Below are 19,356 nucleotides of genomic sequence, written 5' to 3'. Positions count from 1 at the left end.
GCACGACCAGGAAATCCCTGACCGGCTATGCCGCCCTCACCCCGCCGCGCGCAGCCAGACCTTGTTGTCATGGAAGGCAGCACCGCCATAGGGCGCCGGCGCATCGGCGCCGGTCAGCACGTTGATGCCCTCGCCGCGCTCATGGGCGCTGTTTGGCCAGATGCCTTCGGCGATCACCACGCCGCGCTTGATGCCGTCGAACAGCTTCGCATGCAGCACGACTTCGCCGCGCGTGTTGCCGACTTCGACGCGATCGCCGTCGGCCAACCCAAGGGCTGCGGCATCGTCGGGATGCAGAAGCAGTTCCGGGCGGCCCTCCCTGGCCTTCGACACCGGCGTTTCCGAGAATGTCGAATTGAGGAAGTTGCGCGCCGGCGACGTCGTCAGCCGGAACGGGTGCGCCTCGTCGGCAACCTCGATCAGATCGACATGATCAGGAAATTCCGGCAGCCGCGCCACCGGGCCGAACAGGCCCATGCTTTTCGGCGGCCGATTGGGCGCTGCCTGTCCCGTCCAGTCGGCACGGAAGCGGAATTTTCCATCCGCATGGCCAAATCCCCTGATGAAATGCGCGGTGTCGAAATCCGGCTGCAGGTCGACCCACTTTTCTTCCTTCAAGCTGTCGAAGCTGCCCAGCCCGCGCTTGCCCAGGATGATGTCGATATGCTGCTGCTCGGTCAGGCCGAAGCCCGGGCGATCGGCGACGCCGAGGCGATCAGCCAATTGCTCGATGACTAAATGGTTGGTGCGCGGCCCCTCCGGCGGCTCGATCAGCTTCGGGCCGAGCGTGATGTGCTGGTTGCCGCCGCCCTTGTAGACGTCGTCGTGCTCGAGGAACATCGTCGCCGGCAGCACGACATCGGCAAGCTTGGCCGTGTCGGTCATGAACTGCTCGTGCACGCAAGAGAACAGGTCGTCGCGCATAAAACCCTGTTTCACCAGCCGCTGCTCCGGCGCGACATTTACCGGGTTGGTGTTCTGGATCAGCATCGCCGTCACGGGCGGGCCGCCATAAAGCGCGTCGCTGGCTCCGGTCAGCACCGGGCCGATGCGCGAATGGTCGAGATAGCGGATCGAGGGATCGCGCATCCTGGTGCCTTCCAGCACTTCCTGGTTGAGCTTGAAGATGCCGGAGTTGGAATGGAAGGCGCCGCCGCCCTCATATTGCCAGCTGCCGGTGACAGCCGCGATGCACGACGCGGCATGCATGTTGACGGCGCCATTGCGCTGGCGCGCGAAGCCGTAGCCGAGGCGGAAATAGGTCTTTTTCGTCGTGCCGACAAGGCGGGCGAAGGCCTCGATCTCGGCGACCGTCAAGCCGGTGATCCCGGCCGCCCAGTCCGGCGTGCGCGTCTCGAGATGCGCTTCCAGCCCCTTCGGGTCGTCGGTGTATTTCGAGAGATAGGCGCGATCGGCCATCCCTTCCCTGAACAACACATGCATGACCGCGCAGGCCAGCGCGCCATCCGTGCCGGGCTTCAGCACCAGGCCGAGATCGGCCTGCTTCATCGTCGCGTTCTCGTAGACGTCGATGACGACGATCTTGGCGCCGCGCTCCTTGCGCGCCTTGATGGCGTGGGTCATGACGTTGACCTGCGTGACAACGGCATTGGTGCCCCAGATCACCACGCAGTCGGATTTCGCCATCTCGCGCGGGTCGGGGCCGCGCAGCGCGCCGGCTCCCATCATCCAGCCGGTCCAGGCGAGGTTGGTGCAGATCGAACCAAAGAAGCCGGAATACTTTTTCGCGTGGCGCAGCCGGTCGATGCCGTCGCGCTGCACCAGCCCCATCGTTCCGGCATAATAGTAGGGCCAGACCGTCTCCGAGCCGTATCTCGCCTCGGCCGCGATGAAATTTTCGGCGACGAGGTCGAGCGCGGCCTCCCAGCTTGCTTCCTTCCACAGGCCATCGCCCTTGGCGCCGGCACGAAGAAGCGGCTTCAGCAAACGGTCGGGATGGTGGACGCGGTCGGCATAACGCGCGACCTTGGCGCAGACGACGCCAGCCGTGTAGCTGTTGGACTTGGCGCCGTGGACGCGGCCGATGCGCTTGTCATCGAGCAGCTCGACCTCGAGCGCACAGGTCGAGGGGCAATCATGCGGACAGGCCGAATGGCCGATGCGGAGGTGCGCGTGCTGGTTCATTCTGCAAGACTAACGGGTTCAGAACGCCGCGTGTAGGGCCAGATGCGGCGCACGGTTTTGCCTCGGCGAGCAAGCCCCCTGCCTTCTCCTCTTTGGAAGAAGCCGATCGGCCACTCAATGCTGGGGCGTCATTGCTTCAGGAGACTTCCGCCAGGGGCACGCCTTCCAGGCAGAGCCATTTGTGCTTCCTGTTGGGCCAATGGAGAATTGCCGGAGCCGGAAATTCCAGGTCCTCCAGACAGCCGACAGATACCGACAGCGCTTCCGTCAGGCCTTCTGCACGCATGAAGACGATCGATCCGCATGTGGTACAAAATGTCTGCTCCAGCCATTGCCCCGACGAACCGGTTCGTCGCCAGGATTTCGTCTCGCCTTTCTGGGCGACTATGGCGGAGTCGGCATAGATGGCTCGGTATGAGAACGCTGCCCCGGTGCATCTCTGGCATTCCAGGCAACTGCAGGCATAGACGCGCCGAGGCTCTCCGGCGAGAACCAGTTCCGCGCCGCGACACGAGCAGGTCGCCCTTCGCTCCGTCTTGCCATCACGCATTCGCGGGCTCCCTGCCCGGACGGGGCGAGCCATTTCCAAACAGGGGTGAGAGAGATGCAAAATCATCATCCGCGCGCCCGCGCGCGAGCGCCTGCTGAAAAATCCCGTCCATTGCGCGCGGCATGGCCGCGTCAAGACCTCGCTCCTGGCATGCTTCGAGAAGATGCCGGAAGGCGCTGTAGTGGGCGCCCAATGACGCGAGCGTTGCGTCGTCGCCGGCAAAGAGGCGCGCCTTTGTCCGGTCAACCACATCGAACAAAGCGGCATCGACAACCGGCTTGAATGCGGACAGATGGCTCCTGAACGTATCCAGATCGAGACCTTCGGCCTCGGCGACAGCCATGCCCTGGAGCGCACCGAACAGCCCGCCCCACATCTGGGTGAGCAGCGCGGTGTCAAGCGCGGAGGCTTGGCCAGGCACCTCGCCGACATAACTCGTGCCGCCACCAAGGGCAAAAAGCAGGGTCTTGTTCGCTTCGTAGACGGCGTGGGATCCTGAATAGAGCAATGCGGTGTCCGGTTTGCCAATAAAATCCGGAGTCGCCAGGATCGCGCCGTCCAGATAGCCGGCGCCATGCGCTTCGATCCAGCGCGCCTCCTCCCGCGCCAAACGCGCTGAGCCGGAGGTGAGTTGTATGACGGCTTTGCCGGCCAGCGCCGAAGCGACATTGCGCTGCTTGAGCAGCGCATCGCTGGCGGCATAATCCAGAACGTTTATGATCAAGACATCGGCCGACCGGATTCCGTCCTCTACTGAAGAGGCCAACCTCGCGCCAAGAGCAGCCAGGGGCTGGCACTTGGCCGCAGTGCGATTCCACACGGATGTTGGATAATTTCGGTCGAGCAACGTTCGAACGATGGACGAGCCCATGCGGCCCGCGCCGAGCACGCAGACATTGGATTTCATGGTGACTTCTCCGATAGTCCTCTCGACGAGGGATTGGTTTGTGTTTGGCGCGCTGATCCAAAGATATATATTCTTGCTGTGTTGAGAAGTACGCACCTTGAGGTAAGCTATTGGAATCATGTCAGGAGTTGTCACATGAGGAGCAAGGAGCCAGACAGTTGCGGCTTTGCCGCCGCGATGCAGGCAATCGGCGGAAAGTGGAAAACCTCGCTATTGTGGGAATTGCACCTGCGGCCGCACCGCTTCGCCGAACTGCACCGGCGGTTGCCTGGAATCAGTGAGAAGATGCTCGCGCAACAATTGCGACAGATGGAGGCCGACGGACTCGTCAGCCGGCGCGCCTATGATGAGGTACCGCCACGCGTGGAATACTCGGTCACGACCCTGGGCATGAGTCTGAACGATGCGGTCACCGCTATGTCGGCATGGGGAAAGCGGCACGAGACATGGAAAGTCGAGCGGAAAGCCGCCTGAAAAAAAAGCAGGAACTCGTGCATGGTCGCGGAAGAGTTTGTGATCCGCGGTCCGCTTCTAAACGCCAAAGGCGGCAATAGATGCCGGGCAGCGTCGTCCGGTCGAGTGAGACAAGCCGCAGCAAGTGCGTCTGTGCCACAGGCCCTTCAGCCTTCTGCCGGATCCGCCGCTGCTCTGCACCGTCCCGGCGTTCGTAGGCGGTTCATCGTGCGGCTGGCACGATGAACTCGCTTGCATAGCCGGCTGCTTAATCCGCCGTGCCTTCCTCATACTCGGCCGACATGGTCAGCCATTTTTCCTCGTGGCCGGCCAGTGTCTGGGCCAGTTGCGAGCGCTCCCTGGCCAGCCGGGTCGCCGTCGAGGGATCCTTTTCGTAGACCGCCGGATTGGACAGTTCGTCCTCGATGCCGTCGATGCGCTTGCGGATGCGGTCCATCAGCGCTTCGGTGGCGCGGATTTCCTTGGCGAGCGGCTCGAAGGCGGCGCGGCGTGCCGCTGCATCGCGGCGGCGATCGGCCTTTGACGCCTTGTCCGCCTCGCGCTTGCCGCGGCGGTCGCCGGAGACGCCGGTGACCAGCGTCTTGTAGTCTTCCAAGTCGCCATCATAGGGGTTGACCGCGCCGTCCTTGACCAGCCACAGCCGGTCGGCGGTCGCCTCCAGCAGATGGCGATCATGCGAGATCAGGATGACGGCACCGGGAAATTCGTTCAGCGCATGGATCAGCGATTCGCGGCTGTCGATGTCGAGATGGTTGGTCGGTTCGTCGAGGATGAACAGGTTTGGACCCTCGAAGGCCGACAGCCCCATCAGCAGCCGCGCCTTCTCGCCGCCCGACAGATCCTTGGCGGCGGTGTTCATCTTCTCGGTGGTGAGGCCGAACTGGGCGACGCGGCCGCGCACCTTCGATTCCGGGGCCTCCCGCATCAGCCGGCGGACATGCTCGTAGGCGTTTTCGTCCGGCCGCAGATCATCGAGCTGATGCTGGGCGAAGATCGCCACCTTCAACCCGGGCGCCACCGTCATGGTGCCACTCTCCTGCTTCAGCCGGCCGGACAGCAATTTGGCGAAGGTCGACTTGCCGTTGCCGTTGGCGCCGAGCAGCGCGATGCGGTCGTCGGCGTCGATGCGCAGCGTCATCTTCTTGAGGATCGGCTGACCCTCGGTGTAGCCGACATTGACGTTGTTCAGCGCCACGATCGGCGAGGCCACCGTCTTCACTGGCTCGGGGAAGGAGAACGGCCGCACCGAATCGTTCACGAGGGCCGCGATCGGTTTCATCTTCTCCAGCGCCTTGATGCGCGACTGCGCCTGTCTCGCCTTGGAGGCCTTGGCGCGGAACCGCTCGACGAAGGATTCCATGTGCTTGCGCGCGGCCTCCTGCTTGACCCTGCCCTTCTCCTGCAATTCCTTCTGCTCTGTATATTGACGCTCGAACTGATCGTAGCCGCCGCGCCAGAAGGTCAGCTTTTTCTGGTCGAGGTGAACGATCGAGTTGACGGCGCGGTTGAGCAGGTCGCGGTCGTGCGAGATCAAAAGCACGGTGTGCGGATATTTCGACACGTAGTTTTCCAGCCACAGCGTGCCTTCGAGATCGAGATAGTTGGTCGGCTCGTCGAGCAGCAGCAGGTCGGGCTCGGCAAACAGCACCGCGGCGAGCGCCACGCGCATGCGCCAGCCGCCGGAGAAGGACGATGCCGGACGCCTCTGGGCAGCGTCGTCGAAGCCGAGGCCGGCGAGAATGGTGGCGGCGCGGGATTCGGCTGAGTGCGCGTCGATATCGGCCAGCCGCATATGGATGTCGGCGATGCGGTGCGGATCGGTCGCCGTCTTTTCTTCTTCGAGCAGCGCCGTGCGTTCGAGATCGGCCTTGAGCACGATCTCGATCAGCGCATCCTCGGTGCCCGGCGCTTCCTGCGCCACCTGGCCGATGCGGGTGCTCTTCGGCAGGCTGATCGATCCTGTCTCGGACGGGAAATCGCCGGTGATGGCCTTGAACAGTGTCGTCTTGCCGGTGCCGTTGCGGCCGACAAGGCCGGCCTTGGTGCCGGCCGGCAAGGTCAGCGAGGCATGGTCGAGAAGCAAGCGTCCGGCCATGCGGAGCGATAGGTCGTTGATGATCAGCATGGCCGCGCTTTTGCACCGGACATCAACGCTTCGCAAGGCCTTGCGGGCCAGTTGGCCGCACAAGGCCTCGAAACGACGCCCGCTAGGGCGCCGTCAAAGCAGCCGAACAGTGGCTTGCCTGCTCTCAGGCAGTCGCCTTGCGCTTCGTTGCCTTGGCGACAGCGGCCGGCGCTGCTGCCGGCTTGCGGCCAAGTCCCGTCGACTTTGCCAGCGCCGATCGCGTCGCCGAGTAGTTTGGTGCAACCATCGGATAGTCCGGTGGCAAGCCCCATTTGGCCCGATAGTCGTCCGGGCTCAGGCCGTAGTCGGTCCGCAGATGCCGCTTGAGCGACTTGAACTTCTTTCCGTCCTCAAGGCAGATGATGTAGTCGGGAAACACCGACTTCTTCGGATTGACGGCCGGAACCAGGTTTGGGACTTCCGCGACAGCCGCACCGGCGAGCTTGCGAACCGAGGCGCTGACGCTGGCAATCAGCTCGGGCAGGCCGGCAGCCGGAAGCGGATTGTTGCCTACATAGGCCGAGACAATATCGGCCGTCAGCTCGATAACGGTCTTATCATCGATATTTGACAATTCTTTCACCTTATTTGCGACAAAATCATCCACCCCAGCGAAGACTTGTGTCGATGTATCTCTTTAACCGCGTCCCCCAACGGACCGCCAAGCCTCATAAAAGAATCAAGAATCAGCAAAAATAGCATTCATGCAAAATCGACGCTGTGCAAATTAGAAAATCTAATACTTGGAACCAGCAGACTTAGAGGCAGGACTTTCGTCCAATATCTCCAGAATACGCTTCCAGCGGGCGCAACGCGCGAAATCCTTTTGTTCTATCGCCTTTTCGGCCCTCATCGCGGCGTAAAGCGGTGCCTCGGCGCCGAATTCATCGATCAGCCAATTCGCTTCCTGAATAGCCAGACGCTCATTCTCGTCAAACATGGTTTTCGGCCTCCGAACGTTCCACACCGACCGCGTAACAACTGCCGATGACGAGGATAGCTCCGACAATGGCCGTCACCGTCAGCCGCTCGCCGGACAAGGTCAAAAGCAGGGTCGAGGCGATCGGCGTGAGATAGGCGACCACCGCGACCCTGCCGCTGCCTTCAAGCTTCAAGGCGCGCGACCAGAAATAGTAGCCCAAGCCCATCGGACCGGCGCCGAGATAAAGGCCGAGAGCCAGGTCCGCGCCGACGGGCCAGGTGAAACCGTCGCGAGCGCACCATAGAAACGTCAAAGCGACGCCAATCAAAGACGATGGCAGCAACAGGCGATCCGCTGGGGTGGCGACCCGTCCCACCATGATCGAGTAGAAGGCCATGCACAGCGCCGACCCGAATGCGGCGAGATAGCCGACCAGATCGCCCTGGAACCAGGATTGGCTGCGCCCTCCCGAAATCACCAGTGCGACGCCGATGAAGCCTACCACCGTGGCGAGACCCAACAGGGCCGGATGCCGCGGATTTTCCAAGGCGATGACTGCCACCGCGACCATCAACGGCCAGGTGTAGGCCATCAGATTGGCCTCGATGACCGGCATCGAAGCGAAGGCGATGTATTGCAGCACCATGGTGCCGACCAGACCGATGAATCCGACTGCGACAGAGATGAGCGCCGCCCCGGCCGTGACCGGTGCTACTCTTTCCCGGCTCATCAATCGGATGGCGGCGAAGACGAGTGCAGCGCCTGCAAATTGCAGGAACTGGACCTGCGACGCCGGGTGGCTGGCCAGCAGGGATTTGCCGACCAGCGCATTGGTGGACCACAACGCCACCGCACCGGCAGCGAAGACCAACGCGGATATCGAGCCGGATCCCTGCCGAAACAATCGGCATGGGATTCTATTTTGCTGTTCGACCATGATCCTGTCCGAAAACCGGTTCCGACTTTTCGGGATCTTGGTTCATTACCATGATTCCCTGGCGCCGCCCGGAACCGGTGCATCGACGGCCGCGGGCACGGGATGCTCTGCCTCGAACCGACGATAGGCCGGCAACTGGTTGGTCCAGACATCTTCGGCCAGTTCGCTGACCCACTCACGGTCGTGGTCATTGTCGGCGGCGAGATAGAACATTCTGTTGTCGTCGACATAGGGCTTGGCCACCGAGCGCTGGTTGAGCACCAGCGTGACGCGCTCGCCGAACCGGATCGGAGCGGTGCGATGCAGGACGCCCAGGAATTGCCCGAGCGTCGCGTAGTTCATCTTGTGATCGATGCGCATGACACTGTTGCGCGGGATCTCGCGGCCGGCTTCGAGAATGGCGCGGCCGGTTTCGGAGTCGTCGCAGTAGATTTCGAGGTGGCCGCCGACCAGCGGATTGCTGATCGACAATGGAATGAGCTCGGTGACCGGAACGCCATCGCAATGCCACTCCACGGCGCCGTCCTTGGGATTCATGAAGGTGACCGTCGAGCCGACGATCGACAGCGGATAGGGCTCCAGCTTGGTGCCCATCATGTCGGACAGCCGCTCCAGGCGCAGCTTGTCATGCAGCAATTCCTTGATCTCGGGGATGAAACGGTCGGCCCCGGTGATGAAGGTCAGATCGAGGTGCTTGTGCACGGCATGGCTGGCCTTGAGCTTCAGGGCAGCCTCCTCGATCGCGGCAAGCAGTGCCGGGTCATAGCCGTGCAGATATTGCGCGACACCGAAACTCGACACTTTCCAGGCGGTTTCATGGCCTATAATGGCTTCGCGGCTCATCGCATAACGCAGTTCGGGAATGGTATGGGCGTTCATTGTACTTCTCCAGGATGGGGGCAACACTTGGTAAACAGTCGATTAATTCACCCACCCCTGTAAAATTAGGAATGCTGGTGCTAGTGTAAGCCAAGCTTAAGGTCGAAACCGTGCGTCTGCTCAGTCAGGTCAACCTCAATTCGCTTAAAATCGTGGAAAGTGCTGCAAGGCACGGTAATTTCACGCGTGCCGGCGAAGAACAGTTCATTACCGCTTCAGCGGTCAGCCAGCGGGTGAAAAGCCTGGAGGATCAGCTTCGTTTCAAGATTTTCCAGCGCGGCGGCAATGCGGTCTCGTTGACGCCGGAGGGTGAGACCTATGTCTCGCGCGTTCGCGAGGCGCTGGAGCGAATCGTCGCCGCCAGCATGGAAGCGACCGGGCAATCGCAGGAGCATGTGCTAAAAATATCGGTGCTGCCGACCTTTGCCGCACGCTGGCTATTTCCACGCCTGCCGCTGTTCCAGCAGCAATATCCCGATATCGTGATGCGGGTCTCGACCTCCTACGCGACGCATGAGTTCACGGCCTCGGAATTCGATCTCGAAATCCGTTATGGCGACGGTCACTTTCACGGGCTGCAATCCGATCTGCTGTTTCGCGAAGACCTGACACCGGTGTGCAGCCGCAAGCTGTTCCACGAAGTCCTCGGCGATAAGCGGCTGTCGAAGGTGACACCGGACGACCTCAAGCACTTCACCCTGCTGCATTCCGACACCTGCACCCAGAATTGGCAATCCTGGCTTGGTTTCGCCGGCGCCAGCTTCGTGCTCAGCGAGACCAAGAGCATCTATTTCGACTCGTGCATGATGTCCTACGAGGCAGCCAATTCCGGGATGGGATTTGCGGTGGCCAACCGTGCCTATATGGCCAGCGACATCCGCGCCGAAAGGCTGGTGGCTCCCTTCGCCGTCCACCATCCCAACACGGCTGGCTGGTATTTTGTCTCTCCGCAGAAAGGCCTTGCCGCACGCAAGGTCCAGTTGTTCAAGCAGTGGGTGATGGCGGAAGCGGCTCTGACGCAGTGCCAGCTGGACAGCGAAATCAGGGGCGAAGCTTCGACGGCTGCCTGAAATGGACGTGCAATCCGTACAGCCCGCCTTGGTCGGAAAGATTGTTGAGCTCACGCCACTTCAGCAGGCACATTCGTCGGGGCTTCTGAGCGCGGCAGCGGATGGTGCGTTGTGGAACCTGAGGGCCACCGTGGTCCCCGGGCCAGACACGATCGATGGATATATTGCCAATGCCCTGGCTGGACGACGGGCCGGCACTGTCATGCCTTATGCAATCGTCATGCGCAGCACGGGAGTGATCTGCGGAAGTACGCGGTTTTGGAAGATCGATCGCACGAATAGAAAGCTGGAGATCGGGCATAGCTGGCTCAGCAGTTCGGTTCAGCGGTCCGGGGTCAATACCGAGGCGAAGTATCTTCTCCTGGCCCATGCATTCGAGTTCATGGGATGTGTCCGTGTGCAATTCACCACAGACGAACTGAACGACGCGTCAAGGGCAGCCATCCTGCGAATTGGCGCCAAGCAGGAAGGGATCGTTCGCAACGAGCGGATCATGCCGGACGGTCGGAAGCGCAATTCCGTCCGGTTCAGCATCATCGATTCCGAGTGGCCCGAGGTAAAGACGATGCTGCAGCACAAAATGCAGCGATAGTGGCGCAAGCTCTTCAACCCCGGACCGACTACGCAAAACGCCACCGGATCAGGCGAAAGCCCTGCCCTCCTCGGTCCGCTGGAAAAGCATCAGGTCCAACCCCAGGCTTGGCCGTCCCAGGATGGTCAGGATCGTATGCGCCTGGCCGCGATGATGGGTCTGGTGGTTGAAGACATGGTCCAGCGCCGGCGCCAGCCTTTGCGAGACGGTGCGCATATCCGAGACGGTCATGTAGGTGAAGCGGCCCGTCAACGCCTTGTCATTGAGGCCGCCGACCCAATCGATGATCCTCCTGTCCTCGGCTTCACGCGCCGCCCGCAGGCCGGTCAACCCCCGATGCAGGATGGCATCCAGTGTCGTCGGCGCGTCGCCCTCGCCGGTGAAGCGCTTCATCCAGATGCGGTCGGCAGTCAAAAGGTGGTTGAGCGTGCCCATCATCGAGCCGAAGAAGGCACCGACATCGCGGTTGAATTCCTCATCATCGAGCTCGGCGGCGGCCTCATAGATGCGGCCATTGGCCCATTGATTATAGGCCGCAAACATCATGAAATGCTGTCTCATGGCTTCCCCTCGGCTCGCGTCGATGCGGGGCCTACCTAACGCTTGAAGGGCCTGCCGCCAATGACCATTCTGCTCTATGATCTCGTCGGACGCGACAGCACACGTCCGTTCAGCCCGCATTGCTGGAAGGTGGCGATGGCGGTCGCCCACAAGGGGCTCGACATATCGACCGTGCCGACGCGCTTTCTCGAGGTGCCCGCTGTCGAGGGCGGCGTTTCGAAAACCGTCCCGGTGATCCGCGACGGCGAGACGGTCCTCGCGGATTCCTTCGCCATCGCCCTCTATCTCGATGAAGCCTATCCGGACCGGCCGACGCTGTTTGGCGGTGAAGGCGGCAAGGCGATGGCTCGTTTCGTCGAGCGCTGGTCGCAACTGACCATCCATCCCTACGTGACCACCGCCGCGATCATCGACCTCCACACCATGCAGGACGAGGAGAACGCCGCTTATTTCCGCCGGAGCCGCGAGCAACGCTTTGGCAAGACGCTGGAGGACGTCGTCACCGCGCGCGACGCCGGGCTGGCGACATTCCGCGCCGCGCTGGAGCCGCTGCGTTCAATGCTCGGCTATCAGCCATTCATCGGCGGCGCGTCGCCGCTGTTTAGCGACTATATCGTCTTCGGCGCCTTGCAATGGGCGCGCATAGCCTCTCCCTACCAACTGCTCGACGATGGCGACGTGGTGGCGCAGTGGTTCGTTCGCTGCCTCGACCTGCATGGCGGGCTGGGACGAAAGGTCGCCGCCGCGGCTTGACGCCGTAAAGCAGTAACTTACTTGGCCGCCTTCTTTGGCTTGCCGGCCTTCGTGGCAGCCTTTGCCTCCTTGGGGGCGGCCTTTGCCTTGCCTGCGCCAGCTGCCTTCCTGGTTGGCTTTTTGGCTGCCGACTTGCCTGCGGCGTCCTCCTGGTCGACATCGGTGGCCGCCTGATGCCAATGGCGCTCATGATGGCCAGCCGGCTGGCCCTCCTGCACCCAAATCTGGTGTGCGCGGTTGCGAATGCGTTCCTGACGATCGTCTGTCATGGTCATGGTGTCTCCATACGGCCCGACCTCAGCGCGGCGCCGACACGCGACTATAGCAAGCAAAGCGTTGCTGTGCAGCCGTCTGAACGGGGCCGGCTTGCCGCAGAAACGCGCAGCCGTCCGGCCCTTCGCTCTCGCTCCCTGCCCTTCGGGCGTTCAAACCCTTTGAAAGGTCCACTGGACCTTTCAATCCGCCCGAAGGCGGACCGGGCTTTCACCGTTCGTCACTCGGAAAGCCAAGCAGTTGGCTTTCCGTCCGCCGCGCGGACCGTTCCTCACCCCTTGGCAATGGGCCGGGCGGCTTGTATAGAGCCCGCCACTCTCAATTCCATTCTCAGACAAGGACGACCCATGGCGCTCGAACGCACATTTTCCATGATCAAGCCGGACGCAACCCGGCGCAATCTCACCGGCGCCATCACCAGGATGCTGGAAGAGGCAGGCCTGCGCGTCATCGCCTCGCGCCGGGTCTGGATGAGCCGCCGCGAAGCGGAAGGCTTCTATGCCGTCCACAAGGACCGCCCTTTCTTCGGCGAATTGGTGGAATTCATGTCGTCGGCACCGACGGTCGTCCAGGTGCTGGAAGGCGAGAACGCCATTGCCAGGAACCGCGAAGTGATGGGCGCCACGAACCCGGCTAACGCCGCCGAAGGCACCATCCGCAAGGTTCATGCGCTGTCGATCGGCGAAAACTCCGTGCACGGCTCCGACGCACCGGAGACCGCGGCAGAAGAGATCAAGTACTGGTTCTCGGACACCGAGATCGTCGGCTGAGCCTATAGTCCAGACCTTGGATCCCGTAAAAAGAAGGCCGGCGTTTCGCCGGCCTTCTTCGTTGGGGGGTCAGCTCGCCGCGCTAAAGCGCAGGATCTCGCGGCCGTCCTTGTCCGATATGATGAGCTTGCCGGCATCGACACGGTATGACGCCGCCTTGGCCAGCGCATCGAACAGCGCCTTTTCCTCGGCCATCACCTCGGGCGCACAGGCCTTGTAGGTAGAACCGATGTCTCTGATCACGATCGTTTGGCCATCGAGTTTGGCAGTGGCGAAATAGGTGTTGCAGGGGCCGCTGCCGCCCGCCTTGCCGGCCTCGCTGACCCTGAATGTCGCTTGCGGGGCAGCAATGGCGCCGATGCCGTCGACATAGTCGACCAGCCAGAGCTGATCGAAGACCGAAACCATGGGCTCGGCGCTCGGGGTGACCATCTTCAGCATGATGGTCTGCGGCACGTCGGCCAGCGGATCGACCTGATGGCGCATATCGGAGATGAACAGCAGCTTGTCATCGACGGTGATGCGGGCTTGCAACGCGTAGGTCATCTGCGACCGGATGACGGAAGGGTCGAATTTGATCTCGAAGCTGATCGGCACCTGGCCGGCCGGCTGCACTTTCTGCTCGCCGATGATGGTGGCAGGCGCATCGGCCAGCGACACATCGGCAAGTTGTACGGACAGCACGGCACTGGGCGGCAAGGCAATGCGCTCGCGATAGATGACCTCGCCCCTCACGGCCTGTTCGGCGGCAACAGACTGGTCCGGAACGGCCAATATGCCGACGACCAGAGGCACGAAACCGAAGATGAAGAACTCCGCGATCCTGTCCAGCATGACCATCTCCCTCACCCCTGGCTGCCAATGCCCCGGGCTGCCAATGCCCCAGGCTGACCAATCCTGCCAATTGGCCAAAGGATTGCGGTCAATGCATGGCTGCGGCGGATCTTATTCGGACTGAGACCAGCGTTGCGCGGCCGTTGCATCGGCCTCCTTGGCCTCGACCCAGCCACCCTCCGAGCCGTCAGCCCGATGCTCCTTCTTCCAGAAGGGCGCGCGCGATTTCAAATAGTCCATCAGAAAATTCGCCGCCTCGAACGCCGCATGGCGATGCGCCGAGGCTGCCACGACCAGCACGATGTTCTCGCCGGGCGCGATCTTCCCGTGGCGGTGGATGGCGGTGAGCCCCTGCAATGGCCAACGCTCGACCGCTTCAGCAGCGATGCGGGCGATTTCCGCTTCGGCCATGCCGGGATAGTGTTCGAGCTCGAGCGCTGAGAGCGCGCCCTGCTCGTCGCGGCAAAGGCCTGAGAAGGTCACCACGGCGCCGATATCGGCGCGGCCTTGCGTCAGTCTGGCGATCTCGGCGGCGACGTCAAAATCCTGGCGCTGAATGCGCACGACAGGTAAGACCCCGCCGCTCATGTCAGCCCCCGGTCATCGGCGGGAACAGCGCGATTTCGCGGGCGCCCGCGATCTTCTCGCGGTGCTCGACATGTTCCTGGTTGATGGCGACGCGGATCACGTCGGGATATCGCAGCGCGTGCTCGTAGCCCTCGCCGCGCGATTTCAGCCAGCGCAGGAGATCGGCGACCGTCTCGATGCCGGCAGGCAGGTCGACATCCTCCTCAGGCAGGCCGATGCGTTCGCGCACCCAGGCAAAATAAATGAGCCGGGTCGTCATCTCACTCGTCCATGATGTGCTTGAGGCCGGCGCGGAAATAGTCGTAGCCCGTATAGAGCGTAACCAGCGCCGCGATCCACAGCAGCACCAGCCCGGTCTGGGTGGTCAGCGGAAAAATCTTGTCGCCGGCCGGTCCGGCCAAGAGGAACGCTATGGCGACCATCTGGATGGCGGTCTTCCATTTTGCCAGCTGCGTCACCGGCACCGAAACTTTCAGCGCCGCCAAATATTCGCGCAGACCCGAGACGAGGATTTCGCGGCACAGGATGATGATCGCGGCCCACAACGACCAGCCGGCAATGCCCGCATGGCGATCGGTGTCGGCGGCCAGCAGCAGCAGGCAGGTGGCGACCAGCAGCTTGTCGGCGATCGGGTCGAGCATCTTGCCGATGTTGGAGGTCTGCTGCCAGGCGCGCGCCAAATAGCCATCCAGATAATCGGTGATCGAGGCGAGCAGGAAGATGATCAGCGCCGACCAGCGGGCAAAGTCGCTCGACTTCAGATGTCCTTCGAGAAAAAAGCATAGCACCACCAGCGGCACCGCGACGATGCGGGCGTAGGTGAGCATATTGGGCAGGTTGAACGCGCGCTTGGCCATATCTGGGAAACTCTTTCTGCCTGCCTACTCAAATCAGAAGCGAATGTAGGGGGTCAACAGGCGAGAATCGATTGACCAGACGAAAATAGCATCCTTGCTGTCAGCTCTCATGGAAATGATTGTAGACCAGTTTCGCCACCTGCTCGGAAATACCGTCGACTTTCCTCAAATCCTCGATGGCGGCGCGGCTGACCGCCTTGGCGGTGCCGAAGGCCAACAACAAGGCGCGTTTGCGGCCTGGACCGATACCGCTGATCTCGTCGAGCGGGCTCTTGACCATCTCCTTCTTGCGGCGCGCCCGATGCGAACCGATCGCGAAACGATGGACCTCATCGCGCAGCCGCTGGACGAAATAGAGCACGGGATCGCGAACCGGCAGCGAAAACGAGTCCCTGCCTTTGACGAAGAACCGTTCGCGGCCGGCGTCGCGGTCCTGGCCCTTGGCGATGCCGATGGCAACCACGCGGTCCTCGATGCCGAGATCCGAAAGGATCTTGCGCACCGCGGTCATCTGGCCCTGGCCACCGTCAATCAGGATGACATCGGGCCAGGCCGGGAAGCTGCCGGAGATATCGTCCTCCATATCGTCTGCCGAACCATCAACTGCATCGCCAGCCGGGACATCGCCATGCTCCTTGAGCAACCGCGAAAACCGTCGCTCCATCACCTCGCGCATCATGCCGAAATCGTCACCAGGCGTGATCTCGGTCGAGCGGATGTTGAATTTCCGGTACTGATTCTTCACAAAACCTTCCGGCCCGGCGACGACCATGGCGCCAACGGCATTGGTGCCCATGATGTGCGAATTGTCGTAGACCTCGATGCGCACCGGCGGCTTCGGCAGGCCGAATGTCTCGGCGAAACCCGCAAGCAGGCGTCCCTGGGTGGAGGTTTCAGCCAGCCGGCGTCCGAGCGCCTCGCGGGCATTCTGCAGGGCGTTGTCGGTCAGGTCCTTCTTCTCGCCACGCTGCGGCACGGAGATCGCGACCTTGCGGCCGGCGCGGGTGGAGAGCGCCTCGGCCAATAGTTCCTGATCCTCGACGCCATGCGACAGAAGAATGTTCCGCGGCGTCGGCTTGTCGTCATAGAACTGCGCCAGGAACGAACCCAACACCTCGGCTGCTTCCAACGCCGGATCGGCCTTGGGGAAATAGGCGCGGTTGCCCCAGTTCTGGCCGGTGCGGAAGAAGAACACCTGGATGCAGACCTGGCCGCCTTCCTGATGGATGGCGAAGACATCGGCTTCGTCGACGGTAGCCGGATTGATGCCCTGGTGGCTCTGCACATGCGACAGGGCCGCAAGTCGATCGCGATAGATCGCGGCGCGCTCGAAATCGAGAGCTTCCGACGCCTGCTGCATGGCGGCCGAGATTTCCGTCTTCACCTTTTGGCTGCGGCCGGACAAGAAGTCCTTCGCCTCATTGACCAGTTCGGCATAGTCCTGGTGCGAAACCTCTCCGGTGCAGGGGCCGGCGCAGCGCTTGATCTGATAAAGCAGGCATGGCCGCGTGCGGTTCTCGTAGAACGAGTTGGTGCAACTCCTGAGCAGGAAGGCGCGCTGCAGGGAGTTGATGGTGCGGCCAACGGCACCGGCCGAGGCGAAGGGCCCGAAATAATCGCCTTTGCGCGAGCGCGCGCCGCGATGCTTGTAGATGCCGGGCGAGACATGGTCGCCGGTCAAGAGGATATAGGGAAACGACTTGTCGTCGCGCATCAGGACGTTGAAGCGCGGCCGCAAGCGCTTGATAAGGTTGGCTTCGAGCAGCAGCGCTTCGATCTCGGTGCGGGTGACGACGAACTCCATCGTCGACGTTTCGCGCACCATGCGGCCGATGCGGGTGGTGTGGAAGCGGCCTTGCGCGTAGTTGGTGACGCGCTTCTTCAGGCTGCGCGCCTTGCCGACATAGAGCACATCGCCGGCAGCGTTCATCATGCGGTAGACGCCGGGCGCGTTGGGCAGCCGCTTGACCAGCGTCTGGATCACCTCGGCGCCGATCATGCCTTCCGCGTCGCCGGCATGCGGCGTCCAGTCGATGGCGGTGAAGGCGACATCGGGACCGACGGTTTCAACGATCTCCTCGACTGCCTCGTCCTCGACGTCGATATCGGGGGGCAGATCGTCGGCGCCGCCGCGCGGCTTGCTTTTGTGGTCTACGGGACTCATTCCGTCATGCCTGTCACATCGGGCGTCTGCCACGCAAGATGCTGGCCGCCATCAAGCGCGATCATCTGGCCGGTGACCGAGCGCGCTTCCCAGAGATAGCGGATCGTGGCGCCGAATTCCGGCAAATCCGGGCCGCGCTTCAGGACCAAGCCATCGACTTGGGCTGCAAAATCGCTGTCATCCTGACGCGCGTTCTTCAGGGTCGGCCCCGGGCCGATGGCATTGACGCGGATGCTGGGGCCGAGCGCTTGCGCCATCATCTGCGTGGCCGTCCACAGCGTCGACTTGGACAGCGCATAGGAGAAGTAGCGCGGCGTCGGCCGCCAGACGCGCTGATCGATCATGTTGACGATCAGGCCCTCCTGCCCTGCCGGCAACGCCCGGGCGAAATTCTGCGCCAGGAGCGCGGGCGCTTTCACATGGACGGCAAAGTGCCGGTCCCAGGCCCGCCACTCGAAATCCAGAACCGAATCGTCCTCGAACAGCGACGCATTGTTGACCAGCAGCGGAATCGGTCCGAGCGCTGCTTGCGCCTGGCCGACGAGATCGCCAACGGCGTCCATATCGGTCAGGTCGGCGGCGACCACGGCGGCACGGCCACCTCCGGCGATGATTTCGGCAGCCAACACATCGGCCTGGGTGCGCGAGCGGTTGCAATGAATGGCGACGGCAAAACCGTGGGCGGCGAGATCCTCGACGATCGCCCTGCCGATCCGCCTGGCCCCGCCCGTCACCAGCGCCGTGACAGTGGCTTTGCTCATATGGTGTCAATCCTCAATTTCGGGCCGAAAAAGCGGTGCCGGCGAAATATGGCCCGGCATGCGTTAAATGGTGTTCGCACCTTGGGCAGCATTGTGGCGAAACGGCCGTTTGGACATCCCGGCCCGCCCTGGACTCGGGCGCGCCCGACCGCAATATAGGGTGCTGGAGTCCTTGCACCAAGCGGTGTGCAGCGCAGCACGGGATGGTTCCTGCCATTTCGCTGTTGCGAAGATGCAACGTCAAGGTTCTGCCTCATTCGTGCCGGGGAATGACCCAAGTTCAGGTTCGCTTCAGCCGCATTTTGACACGACATTTGGAACCGACGAACGCCAGATCCGTTTCACCCCCCGGACGGGTAGATGGCGATCGTGAGAAACAAGCCTGTGTCCTGTGGCTTAAGGAGTAAAGAACAATGCAAGCCAATCTCAAATTCGCACGGCCGCTGGCCGTTGCGCTCGGCCTCTTCGCCCTCAGCGGAACCGCCTATGCTGCTGACGTGGTTTCGGAAGAGCCGCCGGCACCTGCGCCGATCGCTGAACTTCCGGTCGCTTCGTGGGCCGGCCCCTACGCCGGTCTCAACGTCGGCTATGGCTTCAGCGGCCGGACCAAGGAAAAGGATTTCGACGTTGAAACCGATACCAAGGGTTTCGTCGGCAGTGTCTTCGGCGGCTATCAGTGGCAGCAGGAGAACTTCGTCTACGGCGCTGAAGCCGAACTCGGCTACAACGGCGTCAAGGGCGACGACAACGGCATCGACTCCAAGGCCGGCTTTGAAGGTTCGCTGCGTGCCCGTCTCGGCTACGCGGTCAGCCCAGAAATCCTGCTCTATGGCACCGGCGGTCTCGCCGGCAGAAGCCTGAAGGTGGAAGACACCGTCCTTGGGGCCAGCGATCGCGCAACGATGCTCGGCTGGACCGCCGGTGTTGGCACCGACATCAAGTTGACCGACAATGTCTTCGGCCGCGTCGAGTACCGCTACACCGACTTCGGCAGCAAGAGCTTCGACGGCATCGGCAAGGTCAAGGCCACCGACAACCGCGTCACCTTCGGCGTCGGTATGAAGTTCTAAGTCGTTCAAGCCACGACACGAAAAAGCCGGGCCTCGCGCCCTAATGCAGTTCACTTAAGTTGGGCTGGATGAGGATCTGGTAAGACCTATCGAACAGGATGGAGATTCGTTTCCATCCTGTTCG

General features: G+C 62.2%; 22 protein-coding genes. 6 read left to right on the top strand and 16 right to left on the bottom strand.

From position 1 onward, the window contains the following. Window positions 1-36 precede the first annotated feature (36 nt). The 3 genes from NKI69_RS32555 to NKI69_RS32545 all read right to left on the bottom strand — a co-directional run bounded on the left by NKI69_RS32555 (window position 37) and on the right by NKI69_RS32545 (window position 3,602). The gene (locus tag NKI69_RS32555; protein ID WP_352723343.1) at window positions 37-2,145 is read right to left on the bottom strand and encodes a molybdopterin-containing oxidoreductase family protein; all 2,109 of its coding nucleotides are present in this window, start codon (window positions 2,143-2,145) and stop codon (window positions 37-39) included. 136 nt (window positions 2,146-2,281) lie between these two features. After that, complete coding sequence (locus NKI69_RS32550; RefSeq protein WP_031213540.1) at window positions 2,282-2,695, bottom strand: GFA family protein; 414 nt, start codon at window positions 2,693-2,695, stop codon at window positions 2,282-2,284. Next, window positions 2,688-3,602, bottom strand: coding sequence for an NAD(P)-dependent oxidoreductase (locus NKI69_RS32545; RefSeq protein ID WP_502900212.1), 915 nt, complete (start codon window positions 3,600-3,602; stop codon window positions 2,688-2,690). Before NKI69_RS32545 ends, NKI69_RS32550 begins: the two co-directional genes overlap by 8 nt. Window positions 3,603-3,737: 135 nt before the next feature. On the opposite strand from NKI69_RS32545, the gene NKI69_RS32540 reads away from it, so the two are divergent. Next, complete coding sequence (locus NKI69_RS32540) at window positions 3,738-4,076, top strand: winged helix-turn-helix transcriptional regulator (protein ID WP_352723339.1); 339 nt, start codon at window positions 3,738-3,740, stop codon at window positions 4,074-4,076. A gap of 247 nt (window positions 4,077-4,323) precedes the next feature. Here NKI69_RS32540 and NKI69_RS32535 read toward each other — a convergent pair whose 3' ends face one another. The 5 genes from NKI69_RS32535 to NKI69_RS32515 form a co-directional block, all read right to left on the bottom strand. After that, entirely contained in the window at window positions 4,324-6,201 is a 1,878-nt protein-coding gene (locus tag NKI69_RS32535) for an ABC-F family ATP-binding cassette domain-containing protein (protein ID WP_352723338.1), read from the bottom strand. A 124-nt stretch (window positions 6,202-6,325) separates the two neighbouring features. Next, window positions 6,326-6,775 (bottom strand): Ros/MucR family transcriptional regulator, encoded by a 450-nt coding sequence (locus NKI69_RS32530; protein WP_023812616.1) that lies wholly within the window; start codon window positions 6,773-6,775, stop codon window positions 6,326-6,328. 162 nt (window positions 6,776-6,937) lie between these two features. Next, window positions 6,938-7,141: a hypothetical protein gene (locus NKI69_RS32525; protein WP_023812617.1), complete on the bottom strand. Its 204-nt coding sequence runs from the start codon at window positions 7,139-7,141 to the stop codon at window positions 6,938-6,940. Next, window positions 7,134-8,060, bottom strand: coding sequence for a DMT family transporter (locus NKI69_RS32520; RefSeq protein ID WP_352723337.1), 927 nt, complete (start codon window positions 8,058-8,060; stop codon window positions 7,134-7,136). Before NKI69_RS32520 ends, NKI69_RS32525 begins: the two co-directional genes overlap by 8 nt. 45 nt (window positions 8,061-8,105) lie before the next feature. Further along, a complete protein-coding gene (locus NKI69_RS32515) occupies window positions 8,106-8,939 on the bottom strand; it encodes a hypothetical protein (RefSeq protein WP_023812619.1) in 834 nt (277 codons plus the stop codon). A gap of 110 nt (window positions 8,940-9,049) precedes the next feature. Here NKI69_RS32515 and NKI69_RS32510 point away from each other — a divergent pair, with 110 nt between their 5' ends. After that, window positions 9,050-10,009: a LysR substrate-binding domain-containing protein gene (locus tag NKI69_RS32510; protein ID WP_023812620.1), complete on the top strand. Its 960-nt coding sequence runs from the start codon at window positions 9,050-9,052 to the stop codon at window positions 10,007-10,009. Window position 10,010: 1 nt separating this feature from the next. Continuing rightward, complete coding sequence (locus NKI69_RS32505; protein ID WP_206535255.1) at window positions 10,011-10,601, top strand: GNAT family N-acetyltransferase; 591 nt, start codon at window positions 10,011-10,013, stop codon at window positions 10,599-10,601. A gap of 48 nt (window positions 10,602-10,649) precedes the next feature. Here the strand turns inward: NKI69_RS32505 and NKI69_RS32500 are convergent, their stop codons facing one another. Continuing rightward, window positions 10,650-11,162 carry a DinB family protein gene (locus NKI69_RS32500; RefSeq protein ID WP_023812622.1) on the bottom strand — a complete coding sequence of 171 codons (513 nt, stop codon included), beginning with the start codon at window positions 11,160-11,162 and terminating at the stop codon, window positions 10,650-10,652. Window positions 11,163-11,222: 60 nt separating this feature from the next. Here NKI69_RS32500 and NKI69_RS32495 point away from each other — a divergent pair, with 60 nt between their 5' ends. Further along, window positions 11,223-11,915, top strand: coding sequence for a glutathione S-transferase family protein (locus NKI69_RS32495; protein ID WP_128305352.1), 693 nt, complete (start codon window positions 11,223-11,225; stop codon window positions 11,913-11,915). A gap of 17 nt (window positions 11,916-11,932) precedes the next feature. Here the strand turns inward: NKI69_RS32495 and NKI69_RS32490 are convergent, their stop codons facing one another. Next, on the bottom strand, window positions 11,933-12,190 hold the full coding sequence (locus tag NKI69_RS32490) for a DUF2934 domain-containing protein (RefSeq protein ID WP_023812624.1): 258 nt from the start codon (window positions 12,188-12,190) through the stop codon (window positions 11,933-11,935). A 345-nt stretch (window positions 12,191-12,535) separates the two neighbouring features. Between NKI69_RS32490 and ndk the strand changes: the two genes are divergently transcribed. Beyond that, window positions 12,536-12,958 carry a nucleoside-diphosphate kinase gene (gene ndk, locus NKI69_RS32485; protein ID WP_013532476.1) on the top strand — a complete coding sequence of 141 codons (423 nt, stop codon included), beginning with the start codon at window positions 12,536-12,538 and terminating at the stop codon, window positions 12,956-12,958. 69 nt (window positions 12,959-13,027) lie between these two features. Here the strand turns inward: ndk and NKI69_RS32480 are convergent, their stop codons facing one another. The 6 genes from NKI69_RS32480 to NKI69_RS32455 all read right to left on the bottom strand — a co-directional run bounded on the left by NKI69_RS32480 (window position 13,028) and on the right by NKI69_RS32455 (window position 18,162). Continuing rightward, window positions 13,028-13,792 (bottom strand): YbaY family lipoprotein, encoded by a 765-nt coding sequence (locus NKI69_RS32480; protein WP_023812625.1) that lies wholly within the window; start codon window positions 13,790-13,792, stop codon window positions 13,028-13,030. Between the two features lie 111 nt (window positions 13,793-13,903). Next, window positions 13,904-14,380: a molybdenum cofactor biosynthesis protein MoaE gene (locus tag NKI69_RS32475; protein ID WP_023812626.1), complete on the bottom strand. Its 477-nt coding sequence runs from the start codon at window positions 14,378-14,380 to the stop codon at window positions 13,904-13,906. Window position 14,381: 1 nt separating this feature from the next. Further along, on the bottom strand, window positions 14,382-14,639 hold the full coding sequence (gene moaD / locus NKI69_RS32470) for a molybdopterin converting factor subunit 1 (protein WP_023812627.1): 258 nt from the start codon (window positions 14,637-14,639) through the stop codon (window positions 14,382-14,384). A gap of 1 nt (window position 14,640) precedes the next feature. Further along, window positions 14,641-15,237 carry a CDP-diacylglycerol--glycerol-3-phosphate 3-phosphatidyltransferase gene (gene pgsA / locus NKI69_RS32465; protein WP_023673449.1) on the bottom strand — a complete coding sequence of 199 codons (597 nt, stop codon included), beginning with the start codon at window positions 15,235-15,237 and terminating at the stop codon, window positions 14,641-14,643. Window positions 15,238-15,337: 100 nt separating this feature from the next. Next, a complete protein-coding gene (gene uvrC / locus NKI69_RS32460) occupies window positions 15,338-17,401 on the bottom strand; it encodes an excinuclease ABC subunit UvrC (RefSeq protein WP_023812628.1) in 2,064 nt (687 codons plus the stop codon). Next, window positions 17,398-18,162, bottom strand: a complete 765-nt coding sequence (locus NKI69_RS32455) for an SDR family oxidoreductase (protein WP_023812629.1) — start codon at window positions 18,160-18,162, stop codon at window positions 17,398-17,400. Before NKI69_RS32455 ends, uvrC begins: the two co-directional genes overlap by 4 nt. Before the next feature lie 413 nt (window positions 18,163-18,575). Between NKI69_RS32455 and NKI69_RS32450 the strand changes: the two genes are divergently transcribed. Beyond that, window positions 18,576-19,232, top strand: coding sequence for an outer membrane protein (locus tag NKI69_RS32450; protein WP_023812630.1), 657 nt, complete (start codon window positions 18,576-18,578; stop codon window positions 19,230-19,232). Window positions 19,233-19,356 lie beyond the last annotated feature (124 nt).

Origin of the sequence: Mesorhizobium sp. M0491 (assembly GCF_040321265.1) — a bacterium.
GTDB lineage: Bacteria > Pseudomonadota > Alphaproteobacteria > Rhizobiales > Rhizobiaceae > Mesorhizobium.
Note: the sequence above shows the minus strand (reverse complement) of the source record. Positions and strands in the feature narration are given on the sequence as shown.